The 20,554-nt window shown below is 35.1% G+C and carries 19 protein-coding genes; 7 read left to right on the top strand and 12 right to left on the bottom strand.

What is annotated here, in order from left to right; genetic code table 11:
- Positions 1-270: 270 nt before the first annotated feature.
- Both IGJ02_RS04970 and IGJ02_RS04965 read left to right on the top strand, forming a co-directional pair.
- Positions 271-624: a hypothetical protein gene (locus tag IGJ02_RS04970; protein ID WP_430603484.1), complete on the top strand. Its 354-nt coding sequence runs from the start codon at positions 271-273 to the stop codon at positions 622-624.
- Positions 625-1,181: 557 nt separating this feature from the next.
- Positions 1,182-1,892, top strand: a complete 711-nt coding sequence (locus IGJ02_RS04965) for an HAD family hydrolase (protein WP_430603483.1) — start codon at positions 1,182-1,184, stop codon at positions 1,890-1,892.
- A gap of 55 nt (positions 1,893-1,947) precedes the next feature.
- Here the strand turns inward: IGJ02_RS04965 and IGJ02_RS04960 are convergent, their stop codons facing one another.
- From IGJ02_RS04960 to IGJ02_RS04945, 4 genes are all read right to left on the bottom strand, one after another.
- Positions 1,948-5,145: a DEAD/DEAH box helicase gene (locus IGJ02_RS04960; RefSeq protein ID WP_010760713.1), complete on the bottom strand. Its 3,198-nt coding sequence runs from the start codon at positions 5,143-5,145 to the stop codon at positions 1,948-1,950.
- A 16-nt stretch (positions 5,146-5,161) separates the two neighbouring features.
- Complete coding sequence (locus IGJ02_RS04955) at positions 5,162-8,305, bottom strand: AAA family ATPase (RefSeq protein WP_430603482.1); 3,144 nt, start codon at positions 8,303-8,305, stop codon at positions 5,162-5,164.
- Position 8,306: 1 nt separating this feature from the next.
- Entirely contained in the window at positions 8,307-9,446 is a 1,140-nt protein-coding gene (locus tag IGJ02_RS04950) for an exonuclease SbcCD subunit D (RefSeq protein ID WP_010760711.1), read from the bottom strand.
- A 159-nt stretch (positions 9,447-9,605) separates the two neighbouring features.
- Positions 9,606-10,226 (bottom strand): lysophospholipid acyltransferase family protein, encoded by a 621-nt coding sequence (locus IGJ02_RS04945; RefSeq protein ID WP_010760710.1) that lies wholly within the window; start codon positions 10,224-10,226, stop codon positions 9,606-9,608.
- Positions 10,227-10,394: 168 nt separating this feature from the next.
- Here IGJ02_RS04945 and IGJ02_RS04940 point away from each other — a divergent pair, with 168 nt between their 5' ends.
- From IGJ02_RS04940 to IGJ02_RS04930, 3 genes are read left to right on the top strand one after another with little or no spacing between them, the layout of a single operon-like run.
- Complete coding sequence (locus tag IGJ02_RS04940) at positions 10,395-10,811, top strand: GNAT family N-acetyltransferase (RefSeq protein ID WP_430603481.1); 417 nt, start codon at positions 10,395-10,397, stop codon at positions 10,809-10,811.
- A gap of 30 nt (positions 10,812-10,841) precedes the next feature.
- Positions 10,842-11,576, top strand: a complete 735-nt coding sequence (locus IGJ02_RS04935) for a tRNA1(Val) (adenine(37)-N6)-methyltransferase (RefSeq protein ID WP_010760708.1) — start codon at positions 10,842-10,844, stop codon at positions 11,574-11,576.
- Positions 11,566-11,841, top strand: a complete 276-nt coding sequence (locus IGJ02_RS04930; protein WP_010760707.1) for a GIY-YIG nuclease family protein — start codon at positions 11,566-11,568, stop codon at positions 11,839-11,841. Before IGJ02_RS04935 ends, IGJ02_RS04930 begins: the two co-directional genes overlap by 11 nt.
- 163 nt (positions 11,842-12,004) lie before the next feature.
- Here IGJ02_RS04930 and IGJ02_RS04925 read toward each other — a convergent pair whose 3' ends face one another.
- From IGJ02_RS04925 to IGJ02_RS04900, 6 genes are all read right to left on the bottom strand, one after another.
- Positions 12,005-13,105: a low temperature requirement protein A gene (locus IGJ02_RS04925; RefSeq protein ID WP_430603480.1), complete on the bottom strand. Its 1,101-nt coding sequence runs from the start codon at positions 13,103-13,105 to the stop codon at positions 12,005-12,007.
- 303 nt (positions 13,106-13,408) lie between these two features.
- Positions 13,409-13,957 (bottom strand): cysteine hydrolase family protein, encoded by a 549-nt coding sequence (locus tag IGJ02_RS04920; protein ID WP_010760705.1) that lies wholly within the window; start codon positions 13,955-13,957, stop codon positions 13,409-13,411.
- A 30-nt stretch (positions 13,958-13,987) separates the two neighbouring features.
- Positions 13,988-14,680: a 5'-methylthioadenosine/adenosylhomocysteine nucleosidase gene (locus tag IGJ02_RS04915; RefSeq protein WP_430603479.1), complete on the bottom strand. Its 693-nt coding sequence runs from the start codon at positions 14,678-14,680 to the stop codon at positions 13,988-13,990.
- A 16-nt stretch (positions 14,681-14,696) separates the two neighbouring features.
- A complete protein-coding gene (macP, locus tag IGJ02_RS04910) occupies positions 14,697-14,993 on the bottom strand; it encodes a cell wall synthase accessory phosphoprotein MacP (RefSeq protein WP_010760703.1) in 297 nt (98 codons plus the stop codon).
- Positions 14,990-15,574, bottom strand: a complete 585-nt coding sequence (locus IGJ02_RS04905; protein ID WP_034682907.1) for an NUDIX domain-containing protein — start codon at positions 15,572-15,574, stop codon at positions 14,990-14,992. Before IGJ02_RS04905 ends, macP begins: the two co-directional genes overlap by 4 nt.
- Before the next feature lie 277 nt (positions 15,575-15,851).
- A complete protein-coding gene (locus IGJ02_RS04900) occupies positions 15,852-16,541 on the bottom strand; it encodes a hypothetical protein (RefSeq protein ID WP_430603478.1) in 690 nt (229 codons plus the stop codon).
- A gap of 275 nt (positions 16,542-16,816) precedes the next feature.
- On the opposite strand from IGJ02_RS04900, the gene IGJ02_RS04895 reads away from it, so the two are divergent.
- Both IGJ02_RS04895 and IGJ02_RS04890 read left to right on the top strand, forming a co-directional pair.
- Entirely contained in the window at positions 16,817-17,479 is a 663-nt protein-coding gene (locus tag IGJ02_RS04895; RefSeq protein WP_430603477.1) for a 5-bromo-4-chloroindolyl phosphate hydrolysis family protein, read from the top strand.
- A gap of 253 nt (positions 17,480-17,732) precedes the next feature.
- Positions 17,733-18,920 carry a toxic anion resistance protein gene (locus IGJ02_RS04890; protein WP_010760699.1) on the top strand — a complete coding sequence of 396 codons (1,188 nt, stop codon included), beginning with the start codon at positions 17,733-17,735 and terminating at the stop codon, positions 18,918-18,920.
- A 51-nt stretch (positions 18,921-18,971) separates the two neighbouring features.
- On the opposite strand, the gene IGJ02_RS04885 is transcribed toward IGJ02_RS04890, so the two are convergent.
- Together IGJ02_RS04885 and IGJ02_RS04880 are read right to left on the bottom strand one after the other, a co-directional pair.
- The gene (locus tag IGJ02_RS04885) at positions 18,972-20,123 is read right to left on the bottom strand and encodes a mannitol-1-phosphate 5-dehydrogenase (RefSeq protein WP_430603476.1); all 1,152 of its coding nucleotides are present in this window, start codon (positions 20,121-20,123) and stop codon (positions 18,972-18,974) included.
- Positions 20,120-20,554: a PTS sugar transporter subunit IIA gene (locus IGJ02_RS04880; RefSeq protein ID WP_430603475.1), complete on the bottom strand. Its 435-nt coding sequence runs from the start codon at positions 20,552-20,554 to the stop codon at positions 20,120-20,122. The genes IGJ02_RS04885 and IGJ02_RS04880 overlap by 4 nt, the downstream gene beginning before the upstream one ends.

The following is a 20,554-nucleotide window of genomic DNA, read 5'->3' as shown; positions in this document are numbered from 1 at the left end:
TCTTCTGACACTATGACTATTATACGCAAAGAAAGAGCAGTATGCAAAGTTTGAAAACTCTTAAATACTTAAAAATAGCTGTGATGTATCTTCATCCAATCTATTCTAGTCATTAAACAAATAATCGTATTTAATTCAAAAAAACAGACAAGAAAAAGAAGTCACTACTAACGCCATTTTTAAGTTTAAAAATTGTTATTTAAACTATATTATAGATAAGTCTATGTGCTCAAAACATAGCTACTATTTATTATTATAAGGAGTGTTTAAGTGAAAACAGCTAAATTAGTTATTGGGATTATAAGTATTATTTTATCATTATTAGTTTTATTTCAATCTTGTGTTGCAGGCATAGCAAACAGCATAAATAACAATGGCGAAGCGAGTGGAAGTGCGGGTATGCTTTTAGCCGTCTGTTTGTTAGTAGCAGGAATTGTTGCTATTGCAACTCGAAATTCTTCAGGTAATGGTGGGTTTGTCGCTGCTGGATTTTATATTGTAGGGGGAATCATTGCTTTCTTACTGGCTGGTGGATATGGAGATCTATATATTTGGTCAGTATTATCTATTATTTTTGGTGCAACTTTCGTTATTGGGGATACGAAAAAAGATAATCTCAGATAGACAAGTCATCACATTTATTGAAAATCCAAACTGGAGGAAAGACATTCTCTCCAGTTTTTTAGACATTTTGAAAACCTCTATATACTGTTATGTCAATCACTTGATAATACGTAAGCAATTTGGTAAATTATACGTATACATGTACATCATAAAAAACACCGATGAGTAGCTTATGTCTTGGGGAAGATAGGCCTGATCGGTGTTTCTGTTTTTTATTATACTAAATGTAGGAATTTTTTTCTACTTCAAAAATTTACTATCGATGTTACTTTTCTGAAGAATAAATTCGCCAAACATGTTTTTTTATTTGCTTTTTGATCAATAAAATAGCTTTAGTCTTTCACAGATGAATAGAGCTTTATCCTTATGTCAAAAAAATTTTTATTTTCCATATAACACTCACCTTCTTATAATCGATCCCCAATTAATAGTCCTATCCTGTCAGCATTCTAATCTAAATTAAAATTTTCTTTCTGTTCTTTTGTGAAAAAGTTCGCTACAATGAAAGAGGATTTTGAAAAATTTCCTGAAAATTATTAAGGGGTGCAATTTTTTTAATGAAAACTATTGTTTTTGATGTTGATGATACGATTTATGACCAGCAACAACCTTTTAGAAACGCAATTAAATCAGTGTTTCCATGTGTAAAAAATGAAGACATGCATGCATTGTATATTCGTTTTCGTTTCCATAGCGATGAAACTTTCCCAAAGGTCATGGCTAACGAATGGACACTAGAATATATGCGCTTTTACCGAATCAATGAGTCATTAACAGACCTGAATTATCCACCTGTTTCACAAGAGGATGGTCTAACTTTTCAAAAAACGTATGAAGATGAACTGGATAATATCGTCATGCATCCAGAAGTAAAAAAAGTATTTGATTTCTTAAAAGAAAAAAATATTCCCATGGGGATCATTACAAATGGACCTACAGATCATCAATTTAAAAAAGTAAAACAACTTCAACTTGAAAATTGGGTTCCTACTGACAATATTATTATTTCTCAAAGTACTGGTTTCCAAAAACCGGAAAGAGAAATTTTTGATCTTGCGGCAAAAGAGTTCGGAATGGACTGTGAACGCACATTGTATGTAGGCGATAGCTTCGAAAATGATATCGCTGGTGCTAAAAATGGTGGCTGGAAATCGTTATGGTTCAATCATCGTTTGAGAGATATGCCTGCTGATGAAGAACCTTATCATATTAAAGAAGTTACTTCTTTTGAAGAGTTATTTCCAACGATTCAATCGTTATTTTCATAAAAGAGAAATGCAGCATACACTTAGATTTTCTCTAAGCATATGCTGCATTTTTCTTTTATTCCCCAATACTCAAAATCATTCGAATATCGTCTTCTGTCATTTTAGCTAATTGCTCTTCGTTTCCTTGGATCACTTTTTGGAATAGTTCACGTTTTTCCTGTTGTAACGAGTTCATTTTTTCTTCAACCGTTCCTTCTGCAATCATTCTCCAAACTTCTACCACATTCTTTTGACCAATTCGATGTGCACGTCCGGCAGCTTGTTCTTCTACAGCCGGATTCCACCATAAATCGTAAAGAATCACAGTATCAGCACCAGTTAAATTTAAGCCGGTTCCTCCTGCTTTCAATGAAATCAAAAAGACATCTTTCTCACCAGCATTAAAAGCATCTGCCATTTCCATCCGTTCTTTAGGTTTCGTACTTCCTCTTAAGTAGAATGTTGATAAATCTAATTTATGCAGTTCTTCTTCGATGATTGATAACATACTGGTAAACTGAGAAAAGAGCAACACACGTCGATTGTTTTCTTTAGCAGCTACCAACAAATCTTTAACTTGTTCTAGTTTTCCAGAACCACCGGTATAATCATCAATGAACAAACTAGGATCACAACAAATTTGGCGTAAACGAGTTAATCCTGCTAGAATGCTCAAGCGATTCTTCTTGAAAGCATCTTGATCCATTTGACTAACATCTTCTTGCATTTGTTTTAGATAAGCTAAGTAAACCGTCTTTTGTTCTTCCGTGAGAACACTGTATAAATTACTTTCGATCTTATCTGGTAAGTCTGCTAACACCGTTTTCTTGTCTCGTCTTAGAATAAATGGCTGAATCATTTTAGCGATTTCTTCTGGTTTCATCGACCTAAACAAGGTCTTAGAAGGAAATAATCCTGGTATGATCATTTGGAATATTGACCATAATTCATCTAAATTATTTTCGATTGGTGTGCCACTTAAAGCAAAACGTTGAGGAACTTTCAAACTTTTTAACGCTTGAGCTGTCTTTGTTCCGCTATTTTTTACCATTTGGGCTTCATCTAATATCAAATAACCTAAATTTAATCCTTGATACATATCAATATCTTGTCTAAGACTCGCATATGAGGTGATCAACACATCTAATTCTGCCTGATTTGCTAGTTTTTCACGTTCAGATTTATTTCCAGCAACGACTTCTGCTTGTAAATCTGGAGCGAATTTCTTTAACTCAGCTGCCCAGTTATAAATCAAACTAGCTGGCGCTACGATCAACGCTGCTCCTGTTTGTTTTTGTTCTTCTTTTTCAGATAATAAATAGGTAATTGTTTGAAGGGTTTTCCCAAGCCCCATTTCATCTGCTAAAATACCACCAAATTGATAATAACTAAGCATTTTTAGCCATTTAAACCCATCGATTTGATAATTTCTAAGCGTTGCTTGGATTTTTTTAGGTAGGACCGCTTCAAATTCCTCTGGATGGGTCAAATTTGAAACCATTTCTCTAAAGGAATCTGAAAAATGAGCCCGAGTATTATTTTCAAGCATACTTTCGATCATCAACCCTTGATTTCTCGGTACTTGAATCGTTCCTTGAACATTTTTCATATTATTTCTCAGCATCGTCAAAACTTCACTTGTCTGTTGAAACTCTTCTGAGTCTAAAGATAAAACTTCTCCAGTCTCCAAAGTATAAAAACGATCATTTCGTAATAAGCTGGCTAAAACAGCATCAATTTCTTGTTCTGCGATCCCAGTTATATCAAAGCGCACATCTAGCCAAGAATCAGAGTCAGAAACTTCGATCAAGGGTTGATGATGAGCCGCATCTAAATACAATTCACGTAATTTTTTCCCCATACGAACTTCACCTAAATGACGGAAAGTCGGAACTTCTGCTTTAAAGAAATAATATAGACGTTCACCAGCTGGTAAAACTTTTTCATACCCCTCCGCAACTTTTTGATAGCCGAATGCCGTTAATTGTTCTAGGATTTTTTGTTCTTGTTTTCCATCACGCACTACTTCTTGATTTGCTCCAGAAACAACTGAATGCTCCTTATCGGTTGAAAAAACAACTTCTCCATAAGTGAAGTCCACCCGAACTTTGATCATTCCTTTGATTTTCCGAAAAATAAAGATTGTCTCTAACGGATGATAAATCACTTCTTGAGCTACATCTTCACTAACCGTCACTGTCCCTAGTTTTTCCAATAAAGGTATAACACTACCAAATAAATCTGATAACTCAGGTTTTTCATAGATGATCTCTGGTTTTTCAATCCTTTTTAGCAATTGTAACAAGGTCGTATAGATTGCTTCTTGTTCTTGTGTAAAAATATAGACTTGATCTTTACTAAACCCCCATTGGTAATGAGATAAAAAGGTTGTTATCTGATCATCTATTACTAACTTATACGTACTGTCTAGTTGTTTGCTTAGATCAAAATAAATTGGCAAAGCGCCTTTTACGAATGTAAGGCGACGGTATTTTGTTTCCTCATCGTTTAATTGAAAATGAGGGATTTGACTCATTTTTTCAAGTAATTTTTGTCCTTGATCAATTGGTAAAACAAGATACCGTTTATCGATTTTCCCTTTGACTTGAATACCATTAGAACCCAATAATTGACTCGTTTGATAAATTGCCGCCAACTGCTCCAACAACTCTTGATTTTCAATTGAAAAAGCTTCTTTGACTATATCAAAATGATGCTGCTTATTGATTAAAAAGCTACCTTCTTTTTGGAATGTCTGGAAAAACTCACCAATATTTTTAATGATATAGGTTTTAGGTTTGACGCCTTGATTTCCAAGTCGCAGCGAAACACCTAAAACAGCTAACTCTGGATAGTAATTGTTTGTTTCAATCACATCCACAATATATTCAACGGTCAACGGTGTGATTTTACTTTTTTCTTCTGATTGATTCAGCTTAGCAAAACCTTTGGTAAACATTTCTGAAATAGACAGAGATCGTTTTTCAAAAGTAACTGGTTGATCCGCTTTTATGATTCTAGAACTTCCTTTGTGACGTAGATATAGTTCAACTGCAACAGTATGCTTGCAATAACCATGATCTTTCCAATAAGGGCATTCACAAATATCATTTTCTTTGGCTGTGCCATCTAATTGCACACGATACAGTTCATTTCCTAAAACTTCTGCATGCCAAATTTTTTGGTCAGGATCTTGTACGACCGACAAGACTCTGCCTTCTTTCATATATTCCCTGCCACGTTCAACGATTCTTTCTGGAATACTCCACTTCATGTTCTCACCTCCTCGGTTAAGCTGTTTGATAGGTCACTTGACTTTGACCATTTCCGTTTGTTTGGATTTGTAATTGCTGTGGAATTCGTGCTTTTAATTCACTTACATGACTAATAATACCGATCATTCTTCCTTCATTTTCGATTGTTTCCAATGCCTCCATCGCCATTTCCAAGGCTTCTTCATCTAAAGAACCAAATCCTTCATCAATAAACAACGCTTCAATTAAAACACCGCCAGCTTGCTCTTGGATTACTTCTGCCAATGACAGTGCCAACGCTAAAGCTGCGATAAAGCTTTCACCACCGGATAAAGTATGAGCACTGCGAGTACTTCCAGCATTATCATCATATACATTGATTTCAAGGCCCGTTTGATTCTTATAACTTCCGGAATCTTGATTCAATTCAAATTGATAACGATTATTCGTTAATAAACCCAAACGTTGATTGGCAACTTTTAGAACCTCTTCTAAATACGTTTGTAAGACATATCTTTCCAAACTCGTTTTTCTTGGATTATCACCGTTGACAGTCGTTGCCAATTGATGTAAAGCAGTCACTTCTTCCCACTGCTGCTCAACTGAAGCAATCAATTCTTTGACTTGTTTTTGAATTTTTTCATTGGCTTGAATTTTTTCTTGCTGTTGATAGTAATTTACTTCTTTTGCTTCTAGCGAAACTGTCAATGCTGCAATGTCCTCTACTAGGTTCGTTGTCTCCGGCTGTTCCTTATTTTTCAGCTTTTGTTCTAGTTCGTTTAATTGAAATGTCAGTTGATCTTTCTTCTTATCAAAAGCAGTCAATTCTTCTTTGATTGCTTCTAATTTTGACACTTCTTTCAATAAAAGACGGACTATTTTCTCGTTGAATTCAAAATTTGATTCTTTTAAAGCAGTAGTTAATTCTTGTTCTAATGCTATTTTTTCTGCTAAATTTGCGGCTTGTTCTTTTCCAAGATGTGCTTCACTATTTTTCAATAATAATTGGCTTTCTTTGACCTCAGCAAGTTTTTCTTCGATTTCTTGCTTTTCTGTTTCCCATTGGATTATTTGCTGTTCTAGTAGTTTTTTGCTCGTTATTATTTCAGTTAAAGTTAGATGTTCATCACTTAATTGTTCTGAGATCGTTTTTAGCTTTGTTTGATTAGCTGATTGTTCTTGCTGCTTTTCAGTGACAACGGTCTCGTGTTCAAGCACTTTTAGTTGTTGCTCTTTAACCGACTTTTCTAGTTCGATACATTTAGCTTTAGCAATCTCGATTTGCTCTAATTCAAGTTCAATTTTGTCAGTCCAAATTTGAAAATCAGCCGTCACTTGTTCAATTGCTTCTGGGATTAACGACGTTTTTAGCGTGATAATTTGTTTTTCTTGTAATTGTTTGACTAATGAACTAACTTTGTTATTTTGCCCGTCTAATTCCTCTTGTAGTTCTTGTTCAGTAAGTTTTACTTGAGCAACCTGCGCTTTTAATTTTGCAACCATCGCTTCTTGTTTTTGAGCTGTTTTCTCAATGTCATTGAGTTGATTTTCGATTGCTTGAATTTCCTCTAACGAAAACTCTTGATGCTCGTTTTGATTTGGATGCTCCACTGAACCGCAAACTGGGCATGGTTCGCCGTCCACTAAAAACAAACTCAAACGGCTGATCTGCATTTTTGCCCACTGGCTTTTTTGCTTGGCTACTTGTTGATACATCGACTCTTTCTCAATCATAGCTTGCTTTAGTTGTGCACTCTTATCCTTCAACTGTTCCTTGATTGCAATTCTTTTCACTTCAAGTTGTTGTTGCTTTTCCCAATTTTCTAAAAAAGTCTGCCATTGCGCTTGATGACGTTCTAATTCTAGCTGTTCTTTTTCAATTTGAACCTGTCTTTCTATAACAATGCGTTCCTTTTGATAGTCTTGTTCAGTTTTTACTTGTATTTCTTTTATTTCAGTGAGCTTTGTTTTTAATGTCTCTAGCTCTATAGCATTTTTTTTGATCGTGTTCGATACTTTTTCCTTCTCTTCATAGAGCGGGATTTGGAATTGTAACGTTGTAACTTTTTCTTTGATTTTATTTATTTCAGCAACTTGAGCTAAAGTTTCTTTTTGTGCACTTTCCCATCGTTTGATTAGTTGCTGCTGGGTTATTTGTTTTGTTCGGTTCGCTTTGAGCTCTTGCTCGTTAGTGATAAGTAAATTGACTTTGTCATCGATTTTTTCAATCAAACCTTGATGATTTTTCACCCATTGCAGTTGTTGTTCTTCAAATCGTAATGTTTCGATCTTCTCGGCCGCTTGGTCTAATTCTTCTTTTTGTTTTTTTAGCTGGGTTTGTTTTGTAAACTCATTTGCTAGTTCTTCCAAAGCAAATTTTTCTTGTTCTTTTTTCTGCTTTTGTTTTTGTAAAATAGACAACTCTGATTTTTCTGTAGCTTGTAGCTTGATCATCTCTTCTTGTTGCTGCTCTAACATAGCTAATTGTTGCTCTACAGAAAGCTCTTCTTGTAATTTTTCTTGCCAATATAGTTGATCTAATTTTGCTTGGATGGTTTGCTGCGTTGCTTCAATACCTTGATTGACGGTCTTCAATTGAGATTTTAACAGCTCATTTAAGGTCTGATACAATTGTGTGCCAAACAAATTTCGTAGCACTTTTTCTTTATCATTACTATTTGCAATTAAAAATGTTCTAAATTCTCCTTGCGGTAAGAGAACAATCTGAGCAAATTGCGTTGCATCTAAATGCAGCAGTTCTTGAATAAAGCTATCTACTTCTCGGCGTTTCGTGTATTCTCTAAGCTCTTTTCCAGAAGAATCTTTGACGATCAGTGAGATCTTTGCACTTTGAGTACGAGTACCATCACCACGTTTTTTATAAAGTTCTTGTTCTGGTTTTCTCGTGATATCATAAAAATAGTCGCCATGAGAAAAAGCTAAATGAACCTCAGTTGGTTCCGATGGATCTGCAAATGTTGATCGCATTTCTTTACCTTGTCGTAACTTTCCTGAGCTTTCACCAAATAAAGCATAACTCATTCCATCAAAAATAGTGGTTTTCCCGGAACCTGTCTTGCCACTGATCAAAAATAGTGACGAGTCCTCAAACTTATTAAAGTCAATCGTTTCAGCAATGTAAGGTCCAAAGTTTTTTAATGTTAGTGTTAATGGTTTCAACTTATTTCCCTCTTTCTGCTTGATGAAGCGCTGCTAGGTTGTCTTTGATCCAAGTTTGTTGTTGTTGAGTCAATTGTTCTCCTGTTACTTCCGAAAAGAACTGATTGACTAATTCCGTTGGTGCCAAAGCTTTGATCTCTTTTTTTGCTGCTCTATTTTTTTCTTTTACTTCTCTTCCAAATAATCGTTCGACACCGATCACTCGTGGATAAATTTGGCGTAACTGATTCATCATATTAGGAATCACAGCGCGATCTGTTAACTGGATATGTAAATAGCTTTCGCGGTCGATCGATTCATAAAATTCCTGAGTGGTCAATTCTTTAAAACTTCCTTCGAGTTGTATCAGGTCTCGTAGTGGTGTAATTTCTTTAAATTCAAATGTCGTTTTATCAACCACAGTATCTACGATCCAAACCCCTTTTTTCTGACTCATTTCTGATAATGAAAACTTTAAGGGTGAACCACTATAACGTGCATTTTCGGCTTGCAATGCATTTTTCCCATGTAAATGCCCTAAAGCTACATAGTCAAATGATTCAAGTAACGACAACGGTACGGTATCCAAACCACCAACCATCAATTTTGTTTCTGAATCAGACTTTTCACTACCTGCTACAAAAAAATGACTGACCAAAACATGAGCCATATCTGGTTTGAATTGTTTTTCCATTTCTGTAATGACTTCTTTCATTGCTTGTTCAATCGTTCGAATTTCTTCATTATCAAAATATAATCGAGCAGAAATCGGTTCAAAATAAGGCAATAGGAAAAATTGAGTGTTCTTCATCTCCACCGGCTCAAACGCCTGATCCAACCGAGTATTCAAATGGAAATCTGATTGAATAAACCATGGCCCGCCCGTTTCTAAACGCGTACTACTGTCATGATTACCGGAAATTGCCAACACGGGAAATTTTTCTTGTAAATTCATTTCTACGATCATTCGATTGAAGACTTCGATTGCTTCAACTGAAGGAACTGAGCGATCATATAGATCACCTGCAACGACTATTGCATCCACCTTTTCCTCTTTAGCGATCTTTAGAATCTGCTGGAATGCATCTGCTTGCTCTTCTAATAAATCGTAGCCATGTAATTTTTTGCCAATATGCCAATCTGCTGTATGTAAAAAACGCATTTTCCCACCACCTAAAAAAGTCCTTCTTACTATTATACCAAATTTACGGAGAAATATATGGTTCAAACGTATAGAAATTTTTGAAAGTAAAAAAAAGCCTGAAATACAACTCCTAGAGTCATATCCAAGCCCTAAAGGATCGAATCGCAAATACTGCTACTATTCTTTCACTTCATATTTAAAATTAGGATCGATTTCTTGATCTAAGCTGTCAAAAGTCGCCTGCATTCTGCGTTCAACCTCAGCAATTCCTTCTTTATCCATTTTCGGAATATCGCTCACATCAATTGGTTCACCAAAACGAACAGTCACCCGACGGCGTTTAAATAAGTCTTTCAGCGTCAACGGTCCTTGATACACAGCTGGAACGATTTTAACTTTGGCCATTTTGGCAATCAAAGCCACGCCGCCTTTTAACTCTGAAGAATGACGCGTTCCACTTGGAAACATTACCAAGCTTAAATCAGTATTCTTTAGTGTTTTTACTGGTGTCTTGATAGCACTTGGACCTGGTTTTTCCCGATCAACTGGAAAAGCATTTGCATGTTTTAAAATAAAACTTAGAAAAGGATTCTTAAATAATTCTTTTTTCGCCATAAAACTAAACTTTTTCGGTGATCCACCTACAGCTAAATATAATGGCTCCCACCAAGTTCTATGAGGCGCAACTAAAATATAATTTTCATTTTGAGGAATGCGGTCTTTCTTTTCATAATGTGCATTGCCGTTGATAATAAATAAAACAACCCGGACAACTCCACGCATAAATGTAAAAAACATGTTTTTCTTCCTTTCTTTTCACTAGCTATAAGTATGCCGAAAACTAACGCTTTTGACAAGTCTTTTTCACACGTTTCTTCTAATCTTAATTGTAGTATAATATAAGGATATCATCTCTTCCATCAAAGAGCTTTACGATATAATTTAAGAAAACGGGAGGTTACGTTAATGCTTGACTATAAATCACTGAATCAAAAAGAAAATGAAACCAATTTGATCAAACTACTTTCTGAAAACCAAGAAGAAGAAAAAAATGTTCCAGCCGAAAAAAACCTTCCCTTCTCTTTAGCTTTATATGATAATGAGCTTTATATTGGCGGTATTACAGCGAATAAATGGATGAACGCGACCCATATTTCTTTGTTGGCAATCAATAAAAATTATCGTAGCAAAGGGTATGGCCTGCAGCTCCTAAAAAAAGCAGAAACTTTTGCTATCGATTCAGGTTCTAGCCTTATAACAATCAATACGCAAGATTATCAAGCAAAAAACTTCTATGAAAAATACGGCTATCAAGTGTTTGGACAGCTTGTTGACACGCCATTTATTGGCACTACAAAATATTATTTAGTGAAACGAATTTAAAACGAAAAAAAGTAAAGGAATGAGTTGAACATGTTACTACCAGGTGAGAGAATCGATCAGTTATTTGCTGATGATATCCAAATCATTCAAAGCAAAGAAGTTTTTTCTTTTTCAATAGATGCTGTCTTATTAGCAAATTTCCCTGCATTTCCCAAAACTGGTACGATCGTTGATCTATGTGCTGGAAACGGAGCTGTTGGTTTATTTGCTAGCCGAAAAACCAAAGCTAAAATCACACAAATCGAGTTACAAGAACGTCTAGCTGATATGGGGAAAAGAAGCATCAAACTAAATCAGTTAGATGAGCAAATAAAGATGGTTGAATTAGATTTAAAAAAAGCTACGACTGTTGTTAAACCAGATTCTGCTGATTTAGTTTTATGTAATCCACCTTACTTCAAAGAACTGCCAACCAGTCAAAAAAATCCAAATCCTCACTTAGCCATCGCCCGTCACGAGATTCATACGACACTGTCAGAAGTGATCGAGGTTTCAGCAAAGCTTTTAAAAACAAATGGTCGTCTTGCAATGGTTCATCGCCCAGATCGTTTTTTAGATATTCTACAGGCAATGGAATCAGCCAATATTGCACCAAAAAAAGTTCGTTTTGTTTATCCTAAGGTTGGTAAAGAAGCGAACACTTTATTGATTGAAGGAATCAAACAAGGTAAAAAGGACGGATTTAGAGTCTTACCGCCTTTGTTTACTTATGACGAACAAAATAACTATCTCCCAGAAATGAAGGCGATGTTGTATGGAAACTGATCATTATTTTTATGTTCTTTACTGTAAAGATGATACTTTTTACGGAGGTTATACAACAGACCCTGAAAGACGTTTAAAGGAACACAACAGCGGTACGGGGGCTAAATATACAAGACTTCCTTCACGCTTGCCTGCAAAAATGATTCATATTGAAAAATTCAGCAGCCGCAGTGACGCTACAAAAGCAGAATATGCATTTAAAAAATTAACGAGAAAACATAAAATAGCGTACTTAAAAGAAAACGGAGCGAGTGGATGGGCTTAATAATTTGAGAATTTAGAACAGCTGAAAAGTTCTATTCTAACTTAGGTTTTCAAGTGAAGAATAACGAATAAGTTGAAGATGAACATGGCTATATCCTTATGGAAAAAATAAAAAATCCCCAACCGATTATTTTTAAATCGACTAAGGATTTTTTTCTTGTTCCCTATATAAGTTCTTGTTTAACCTTATAAAGTAAAAACAATAAAAATACCACATTCACGAATAAAAATAGCGGTATAAAATCTTGGATAAGCAAACTAATGATGATCCATATCGCAAAATAAATCACACTTTTACTAATGAACGGAAGGTAATTATGCTCTTTTTTTGTATAAATGATCATATTAACAATCGTTCCGCCTAAGAAACAAGCTAAGCTAGCAGCCAAACAAAGTACAAAGAAAAGTGGTTTGATCTGCGCTTCTACATAATTTTCATACAAAATAAGTGACAAACCTAGGCCAACGAAAATAAAATAATGCGAATGGATCAAAACCAAACCGGCTGTTTCTTTTTGTCGCTCGATCCCTGATTTATACACTGCATTGTAAAAAAGAAACATTACAACAACCATCAGAAAGAACAAGACACTACCAATACTTATTTTATTAAAAACGATCGTATTGGCAACTGCAATCACTGCTTCACCAAATAATAATAGCGTAAATAGACTATAACGCTCCGTTAAATGTCCAAAATTCGTAGGAAAGTCTTCCAAATTTTTCTTCATAACTATCGGGAAAAATGCTGTAATAAAAATAGAAATCGCATACACACTAAAACGAATAGAATACGCTCCCCACGGTAAAATCGTGATAAACCCGATCAATCCAGTTGCACATAACATAATCGCTAATTGATAACATAACTTTTTAACAACAGAATCTTCCGTACTTCTCATTTTCAAATAATACTGCAACGCAATACTGAAAAATAAAATAGAAGTTGCTCCTGCAAATGTAAAATGTGTCTTCTCAAAATCAACATTGATCGACTGAGCCAAAATAATTACCCAGAACATATCAAAAAATAAAAATAGCGCACTTATCTTATTCTTAATAGAAAATCGGTTAGCAAAAACAGTTTGGTATGTCCAAATCGTCCAAAAAACTAGTGTCAACATTAGAAACTCACCCATGCTTTTGAAGGATAGCACTTGATCTGCACCAACAAATAGAATTGATGCAATACGACTGATTGCATAAGCAAAAATCAAATCATAAAACAGTTCGAACTCGGAAACCTCTTTTTTTAGTACCTGCATTCGATCACTTCCATTCTGATTGATAGTTGTATGGTTCCTTTTAATTATAATCGCGATTGCCTACTTAATACAAAAATAGTGACCCTTTTTGGACTTTTTACAGAAAATAAAGAGCCAGAAACTAAACAGCAGTTTTGTTTCTGGCTCTAAACCCAAATAAACGGCGAGAAAAAAGCTAAGTACATTTTATTCCCCTCACACAACAACTTCTAAGAGTTGAACTCTTCGGAAATAGGCTGAAATTATTGTACAATACCTACTTGTTTCTCAGAGATAGACACTTTCGTCTCGTCCGATCAGATTCTATTCAATTATTTGTGCTCCTAATGTTTGTTTGAAATGACGTAACGCCCATTCATGTCCAACTGGATCAAAACTTGCGACCGCATTTTTATGAATGACAATTTTATACCCTAAATTATAAGCATCCACAGCCGTATGCAGTACACAGATATCCGTACAAACACCAACTAAATGGATCTCTGTGATCGCTCTTTCACGCAAGCGTATATCTAAATCTGTTCCACTAAAAGCTGAGTAGTGTCGCTTATCGATCCAATAAACGTTTGCTTGCTCACGACTTTTTTCATAAATATTAGCAAGTTCTCCGTATAGATTTCGCCCAATCGTACCAGCAATATTATGCGGCGGAAACAAGCTATTCTCTGGGTGATAAGGATCATTTTGATCATGTCGGTCAATAGCATAGACCACAAAGTCTTTATTTTCAGTGAATAGTTTTGTCACTTCAACTAAAGAGTCCTCAATCGCTTGGCCCGCATGCCCAGTTGTAAGAGTACCATCTGTTGCGACAAAATCATTCGTATAATCTATTGAAATCAATGCTTTCATCCTAAGACCTCCAAACAATAATATGATAAATTAAACCAGATGCTTCACAAAATTAATCACCATTTGCGCAGATTTTTCTCCTGCTTCTTCAATAAATTCATCAAATGTTTGAGTAGCTTCATGATCTGCTGTATCACTGATAGCTCTAACAACTAAAAAGGGAATATTAAATTGCGCCGCTGCTTGAGCAATTGCCGCACCTTCCATTTCACAAGCTAACGCTTCTGGAAACTCGGTAATGATTTCTTTTACTTTTTTCTGATCGTTAACAAAAGAATCTCCTGTTACGATCAAACCGTGATGAATTGACATGCCTGTTTTTTCAGCGGCTTTATTCATTTCAAGTTTTAAATAGTCGCTTGATTCATAATACAATGGCATTCCTGGTAATTGTCCTGGCTGATAGCCAAATCCAGTAACATCTACATCAAAATAAGCTAATTTATCTGCTATTACGACATCCCCAACAGATAGACCTTGTCCAATACCACCTGCTGATCCTGTGTTGATTACCATATTTACACCATATTGATGAATCAATAAAGTGGTCGTAACAGCAGATAATACTTTGCCGATCCCAGAACGGACTACAATCACTTCATGACGCCCCAAAGAACCTGAAACAAATACTGCTCCAGCTCTTTCCCAAGATCGAGTATCAGATAACGCTTCTTTTAAAATTTTTACTTCTTGATCCATAGCACCGATAATTCCAATTTTCATCGTAATTTCCTCTTCTCTATAAATTCAATACTATAAATATTACAATAGCCAACAAAATTGCCACAACAATAATAGCTTTCGTGAGTGTACTACTGCGCTCACGAATTTTTGTTTGCTCATTTGAACGTGATTTAGTAATTTCCTTTTGCTTCTTGTGTTCTTTTCGGTAAAAACTAGCTATTTCTTTTTCTTTTTTACGGTACTCTTTGTCAGCTTCTTTTTGTTCTTGCTCAAATAATCTTTGTGCTTCTTTGTCAGCTTCTTCTTTTCGTTTCCGTAATTCTGTCCGAGTGACCAGCGGACCTTTACTCATTGTTTATCCTCCTTCAGCAGCTTTTTTAGTTGCTGCAGTTCCCAATACTGCACGGCAAAAATTGTTTTTGCATCACAAATTAGGCCACTGGCAATTTCTGCTTTCGCTTCCTCTAATGTTACTGTATATAATTCTAATACTTCGTCATCATCTTGAGGACGGGGATTAGGAACTTTCTCTAAATCTTCGGCATAATAAATATGAAGTAGTTCATTAGCAAATCCTGGAGAAACATACATAGACGTCACAAAGGTAAACTTATTTGCTCGAAAGCCAGTTTCCTCTTCTAACTCTCTTTCTGCCGTTTCTTTCGGATGGTCATGTTCACCTGGATCAATTTTACCAGCAGGGATTTCTAAAAGAACTTTTTCCATTGGTTTTCTAAATTGCTTAACCATGATCATTTTATTATCAGCCGTAATAGGAATGACCGCAACAGCTCCTGGATGAAATACTAATTCACGTGTGCTCGTTTCGCCATTTGGCAAACGTACTTCGTCTAAAACAACGTCAATTATATGTCCTTTAAATATCTCTTTTCTGGAAATCGTCTTTTCCTCAAACTCTTCAAAGTTCATCATGTCCTTCACCAATCTTTCTATGGATATAATACCTTAATTTTGAAATTTTATCACTTATCGTTCTTTTTGTGAATCTTTTCTTTGCTATAACTTGCTATTTTAAGATATCTTCTTTATTTATTAATACTTAATTAAACTTTTCAATAAATGAAACATTTCATCTAATTATACCAGTAAATCAAAATGGGGATAGCCTCATTCAACAACACACAAGTTTAAAGGAGAAGCAGGACTATATAAATAGTCTTGTTTCTCCTTTTAGTTTATCTGTATCTACTTATTTTTGCAATTCAGCCAGAGAGTTCATGACTTTGATTAAATCGGCTTTGTTACTCTCTTTTTTTTCTGCCAGTGTCCAACTGATACACTGCAAATAATGATCCTTACTTTCTACTAAATCGTAGATGTAGTAAACTTCCACACCATCTTTACTTGCAATAAAGCTACGACGTTCACCTTTTAGTTCATTGTACTTGATCGTTTCTTTCTTTTCATCCGTTATTTCGCCCAAATCAGATAGATCAACAGAGCTTTTGAATGCATCGAAACTGTCAAAATCTTTTTTTGCTTCGCTTAGCACCATATAGTATTCTTCATTCGCAGCATTCTTTAAACTAACGTCGGCATTATCACTTAATTCTTTGGCTTCTACTGACTGCCAGCCTTCTGTTAATTCTACTTTAAAGTTTCCATTTTTGGTTTTGATTACTTCTACCTTGCCTTTTGATTCATCTGATTGTTCTTTCGTTTCTTCGGTGGCCGCTTTATTCTCGTCTAGCGTACCACTTGTTGCAGATTTATCCCTAGGTTCGTAGAACACTTCATCGTCCCCATAAGAACTCGATTCCTCAGAACTTGTTTCTTCTATATAAACGTCATCGTCTACTTCTTCCACAACTTTACGTCCAGAACAGCCTGTGATCACTAATCCCACTATCAATATGGTCATGATTTTAAATTTTTTCACACTGTTTCTCCTTTTATCCTAATCATTCACTTTCATTATACCTCACGTTTCCTAATTTTCATCATATTTCTTTTTGACTTTTTTGTGAACAATTTAGTTCATTCTACATCTAAAGTAGTAAAAAACGCTATTTTCCCTTGTCATTTCTTACATTTTCTCTAAATATCAAAATCAACCTTTGGACTGATATTCTTTCTAGCCTAGAATGTGCTAAAATAACTTATATAGCGGAGGATAGTAACTTTCGATGGAATAAATGATTGGAGGGAATATAAATGAGAAAAGGAAAACTTATTCAAATAATTGCTTATTTATTTTTAGCAGGTTTAGTTCTGCGTTTTATTACTGGTATACATATGCCAGCAGTTATCGTGGTTCTTTTGATTCTAATGGTCCTACTTTTTACTGGCACAAAGAACAAGGTTGGAAAAAAAGAAGATCAATTGCCTAATCTTACAAAGTCTAGGGAAGAACACTATGAAACGATTGGCATGACGGATCAAGAAATTGATTTTTTCCGCGATACAATGAATACGACTAAAAAACAAATTGTTCAGTTACAAGAAAATATGAATGCTTCTACTAAATTAAGAGCGATCGACTTACGTAATGATACGTTAAAAGTCTCAAAAGCCTTATTTAAAGAATTAGTCAAAGATCCAAAAAAATTACACTTAGCTAATCACTTTCTTTATACCCACTTACCTAATTTAGTTGATTTAACAGGTAAATATTTAGAGATAGACGATCATGAGATCAAAAATAAACAAACCTATGAAAAACTAGAAGAAAGTGCTCAAATTATCGATCAAGTCTCTAAATTGATCAAAAAAGACTACGAACAATTTGTAGCAGAAGATTTAGAGGACTTGGATGTTGAGATTTCCGTTGCTAAAAATAGCTTAAAAAGAGATAATGAAAATAAAAATAATGAGTAGTTGCCTGAAACAAGTAAAAAAATACAACGAAATCAAGCTTTGATACTTTATCATCAAAGCTTCATCTCAGGTAAACATGGTTGTTTGGTACAGAGGTAACAATGCGAAATGGAGCTACTATAACATTATTTAGCTACACAAATCACTCCCTAGAAAAATAGATTACTTTGAAGAATTGATTATTTCAGAGTAATCTCCTATTTTCTACAGAATTAACTGATTTGTTTCGCTTTTAAATTTAGGAGGAATCATAATGGAAAATGACTCAAAAGATGTAACCCCAGTAAATGATACACTGGATGATTTATTAAATAACCCTTTTTCAACACCTATCGATTCATTAACAACAACACAACAAAGTGAGATTTCTGCTTTGCAAGATAAGCAAGTTGCTGACCGTTTAGTTGATAAGTTACCAGCCGATAGACAAGCTCAAGCAAGAGAACTTGCTTCAAAAATCGATGTTCAAGATTCACAGGCTGTCATCACTTATGGGTCTGCAGCCCAAACAAAATTAAGTGAATTTTCACAATCAATGTTAAATCATGTACAAGCACAAGACATTGGCCCTGTTGGTGATTCATTAACTGACTTAATGTACCGATTAAGTGAAGCGAATCCTGATCAGCTTAGAGCTGGTGAAGGAAACTTCTTTTCAAAAATGCTTGGGAAAGTAAAACAATCTGTTTTTGAAATCACGGCAAAATACCAAAAAATTGGTGCTCAAATCGACAAGATCTCAATCAAATTAGATCATGAAAAAAATGGTCTTTTAAAAGATAATTTAATGTTGGATCAATTATATAATAAGAACAAAGACTATTTTGATGCCTTAAATATATACATCGCAGCTGGTGAATTAAAGATGGAAGAACTTCAAACGACAATCATCCCTGAAGCAATGAAAAAAGCGGAAGAATCTGGTGATCAAATGGATGTTCAAATCGCCAATGATTATACACAATTTTTGGATCGTTTAGATAAGCGAACGCATGATTTACGCTTAGCACGTCAAATCACGATCCAACAAGCGCCACAAATTCGTTTGATTCAAAATACCAATCAAGCTTTAGCTGAGAAGATCCAAGCATCAATCAATACTGCAATTCCACTTTGGAAAAACCAAGTAGTCATCGCTTTGACTCTTTTACGTCAAAAAGATGCTGTTACAGCACAACGTCAAGTATCTGAAACAACAAATGATTTGTTGAAGAAAAATTCTGAAATGCTTAAAATTTCGGCAATCGAAACTGCGAAAGAAAATGAACGTGGCATTGTTGATATCGATACACTTCAAAAAACTCAAAACGATTTAGTTGAAACAATCCAAGAAACCTTACGAATCCAGCAAGAAGGTAAAGAAAAACGCCGTGCAGCTGAAATCGAATTAGGCCATATGGAAGAGGATTTAAAGAGTAAATTATTAGAGTTGACTCAATAGCGATATAAAAAATACTTAACCAAGCCACCGTTGCTTGATTAAGTATTTTTTTTATACTAATTCGTGATAAGACATGCGGATTTTCTCAAATAATTTCGTATAAGGTTTTAAGCCTGTATATAATTCGATCGTCTGATCCAAACCTTGCTCTCTAATCGCTTCTTGTAATGCACAAGCCTCTGCATCTGTAGGTTCTTTGAACTTCATTGCAGCAGCAATTGCAATTGCTAAAGCTTTCGGTGTTTCATTAAAGGCCTCTACAAATTGTCTTGCTGGTTGGATAAAGCGATCATTTTCTCCGATTTTTCTAATCGGTGATCGTCCAACACGAGTCACATAATCTGAAACATAAGGATTTTTGAATCGATCAATAATTTTATCAATATACGCTTGATGCTCTTGGTGAGAAAACTGAAATTTTTTCTCTAACAAAGCCCCTGTTTCTTCTAACGCACTACGTACGATGAAGAGAACTTTTTCATTGTGAATCGCATCTTCGATTGATTCTATGTTTCTTATATGACCAAAATAAGCTGTTACAGCGTGTCCAGTATTGACAGTAAATAATTTACGCTCAATATAAGGCGTTAAATCTGGTACATAGTTTAGTCCAGTGATTTTTGGTGCATTTCCTTCATTTATCGGTGCTTCTACTACCCATTCATAAAATGGCTCTACCGTTACAGTTAGAGGGTTTTCATGCTGTTGGTTTGGCACGATCCGATCAACAGCTGAATTAGGGAAAGCAACAAATCTATTAACATATGCTTTAGCCTCAGCTGATAATAATGGCAACACAGCTGATTGAAGTATTTCAGAGCCTCCGATCATATTCTCGCATGCGATCACCGTTAAATAGTGTGTTGAGTCGCTTCTTAATTCAATCCCTTTAGCAATGATTTCTGCTATTCTCGGCAAAATGGATGGACCAACCGCGGTTGTGATCAGCTCAGCTTCACTAATATATGCCGCTAATTGTTCTGTTTCAGTCATACTATTAATTGCTTTGATTCCTTTGACTGTAAAACGTTCTTGCTCTTTGTTTGCTAAAATCACGTCATATTGCCCTTGTTCATTAATTTGTGTTACGATTTTTTCATTTACATCAGCAAAGATCACATCATAACCAGCTTGAACTAATAACCAACCAATAAAGCCTCGACCAATATTGCCAGCTCCAAAATGAACAGCTACTTTTGTCATGCTCTCACCTCTTCTTTGAATAGTCCAATGATCTCTTCTTTCGTTTCAGCAGCTATCAACTGTCTTACTTTTTCCATATCAGAACAAACTAGGGCAATACTAGACAATAATTCTAAGTGTTCATCTCCTAACCCAGCGATTCCAATAATCAGACGCACTTCATTTCCATCAAATTCTACACCTTTAGGTACTTGTAAAATGACGATTCCTGACTGATTGATTAAAACTTTTGAATCATCTGTTCCATGTGGAATTGCAACCATATTACCAATATAGGTTGTCGTTAGTCTATCTCGTTCAACCATTTTTTGAATATAATCTATAGACACATATCCCTGACTTACTAATTGTTTTCCCGCAGCTTCGATAGCTGCTTTTTTGCTGGAAAAACGTTTATTCAATACTATATCTTCTTGTTTTAATGTCAACAT

This window comes from Enterococcus sp. DIV0724b (genome assembly GCF_050531475.1).
GTDB lineage: Bacteria > Bacillota > Bacilli > Lactobacillales > Enterococcaceae > Enterococcus_L > Enterococcus_L haemoperoxidus.
This window is presented reverse-complemented; position numbering and strand designations above follow the sequence as displayed.

Excerpts from the sequence above, each read along its gene's own strand:
- IGJ02_RS04965 (WP_430603483.1), top strand. The coding sequence starts at position 1,182 with ATGAAAACTATTGTTTTTGATGTTGATGATACGATTTATGACCAGCAA.
- IGJ02_RS04960 (WP_010760713.1), bottom strand. The coding sequence starts at position 5,145 with ATGAAGTGGAGTATTCCAGAAAGAATCGTTGAACGTGGCAGGGAATAT.
- IGJ02_RS04950 (WP_010760711.1), bottom strand. The coding sequence starts at position 9,446 with ATGCGTTTTTTACATACAGCAGATTGGCATATTGGCAAAAAATTACAT.
- IGJ02_RS04945 (WP_010760710.1), bottom strand. The coding sequence starts at position 10,226 with ATGTTTTTTACATTTATGCGTGGAGTTGTCCGGGTTGTTTTATTTATT.
- IGJ02_RS04940 (WP_430603481.1), top strand. The coding sequence starts at position 10,395 with ATGCTTGACTATAAATCACTGAATCAAAAAGAAAATGAAACCAATTTG.
- IGJ02_RS04935 (WP_010760708.1), top strand. The coding sequence starts at position 10,842 with ATGTTACTACCAGGTGAGAGAATCGATCAGTTATTTGCTGATGATATC.
- IGJ02_RS04930 (WP_010760707.1), top strand. The coding sequence starts at position 11,566 with ATGGAAACTGATCATTATTTTTATGTTCTTTACTGTAAAGATGATACT.
- IGJ02_RS04925 (WP_430603480.1), bottom strand. The coding sequence starts at position 13,105 with ATGCAGGTACTAAAAAAAGAGGTTTCCGAGTTCGAACTGTTTTATGAT.
- IGJ02_RS04920 (WP_010760705.1), bottom strand. The coding sequence starts at position 13,957 with ATGAAAGCATTGATTTCAATAGATTATACGAATGATTTTGTCGCAACA.
- IGJ02_RS04915 (WP_430603479.1), bottom strand. The coding sequence starts at position 14,680 with ATGAAAATTGGAATTATCGGTGCTATGGATCAAGAAGTAAAAATTTTA.
- macP (WP_010760703.1), bottom strand. The coding sequence starts at position 14,993 with ATGAGTAAAGGTCCGCTGGTCACTCGGACAGAATTACGGAAACGAAAA.
- IGJ02_RS04905 (WP_034682907.1), bottom strand. The coding sequence starts at position 15,574 with ATGATGAACTTTGAAGAGTTTGAGGAAAAGACGATTTCCAGAAAAGAG.
- IGJ02_RS04895 (WP_430603477.1), top strand. The coding sequence starts at position 16,817 with ATGAGAAAAGGAAAACTTATTCAAATAATTGCTTATTTATTTTTAGCA.
- IGJ02_RS04890 (WP_010760699.1), top strand. The coding sequence starts at position 17,733 with ATGGAAAATGACTCAAAAGATGTAACCCCAGTAAATGATACACTGGAT.
- IGJ02_RS04885 (WP_430603476.1), bottom strand. The coding sequence starts at position 20,123 with ATGACAAAAGTAGCTGTTCATTTTGGAGCTGGCAATATTGGTCGAGGC.
- IGJ02_RS04880 (WP_430603475.1), bottom strand. The coding sequence starts at position 20,554 with ATGTTGACATTAAAACAAGAAGATATAGTATTGAATAAACGTTTTTCC.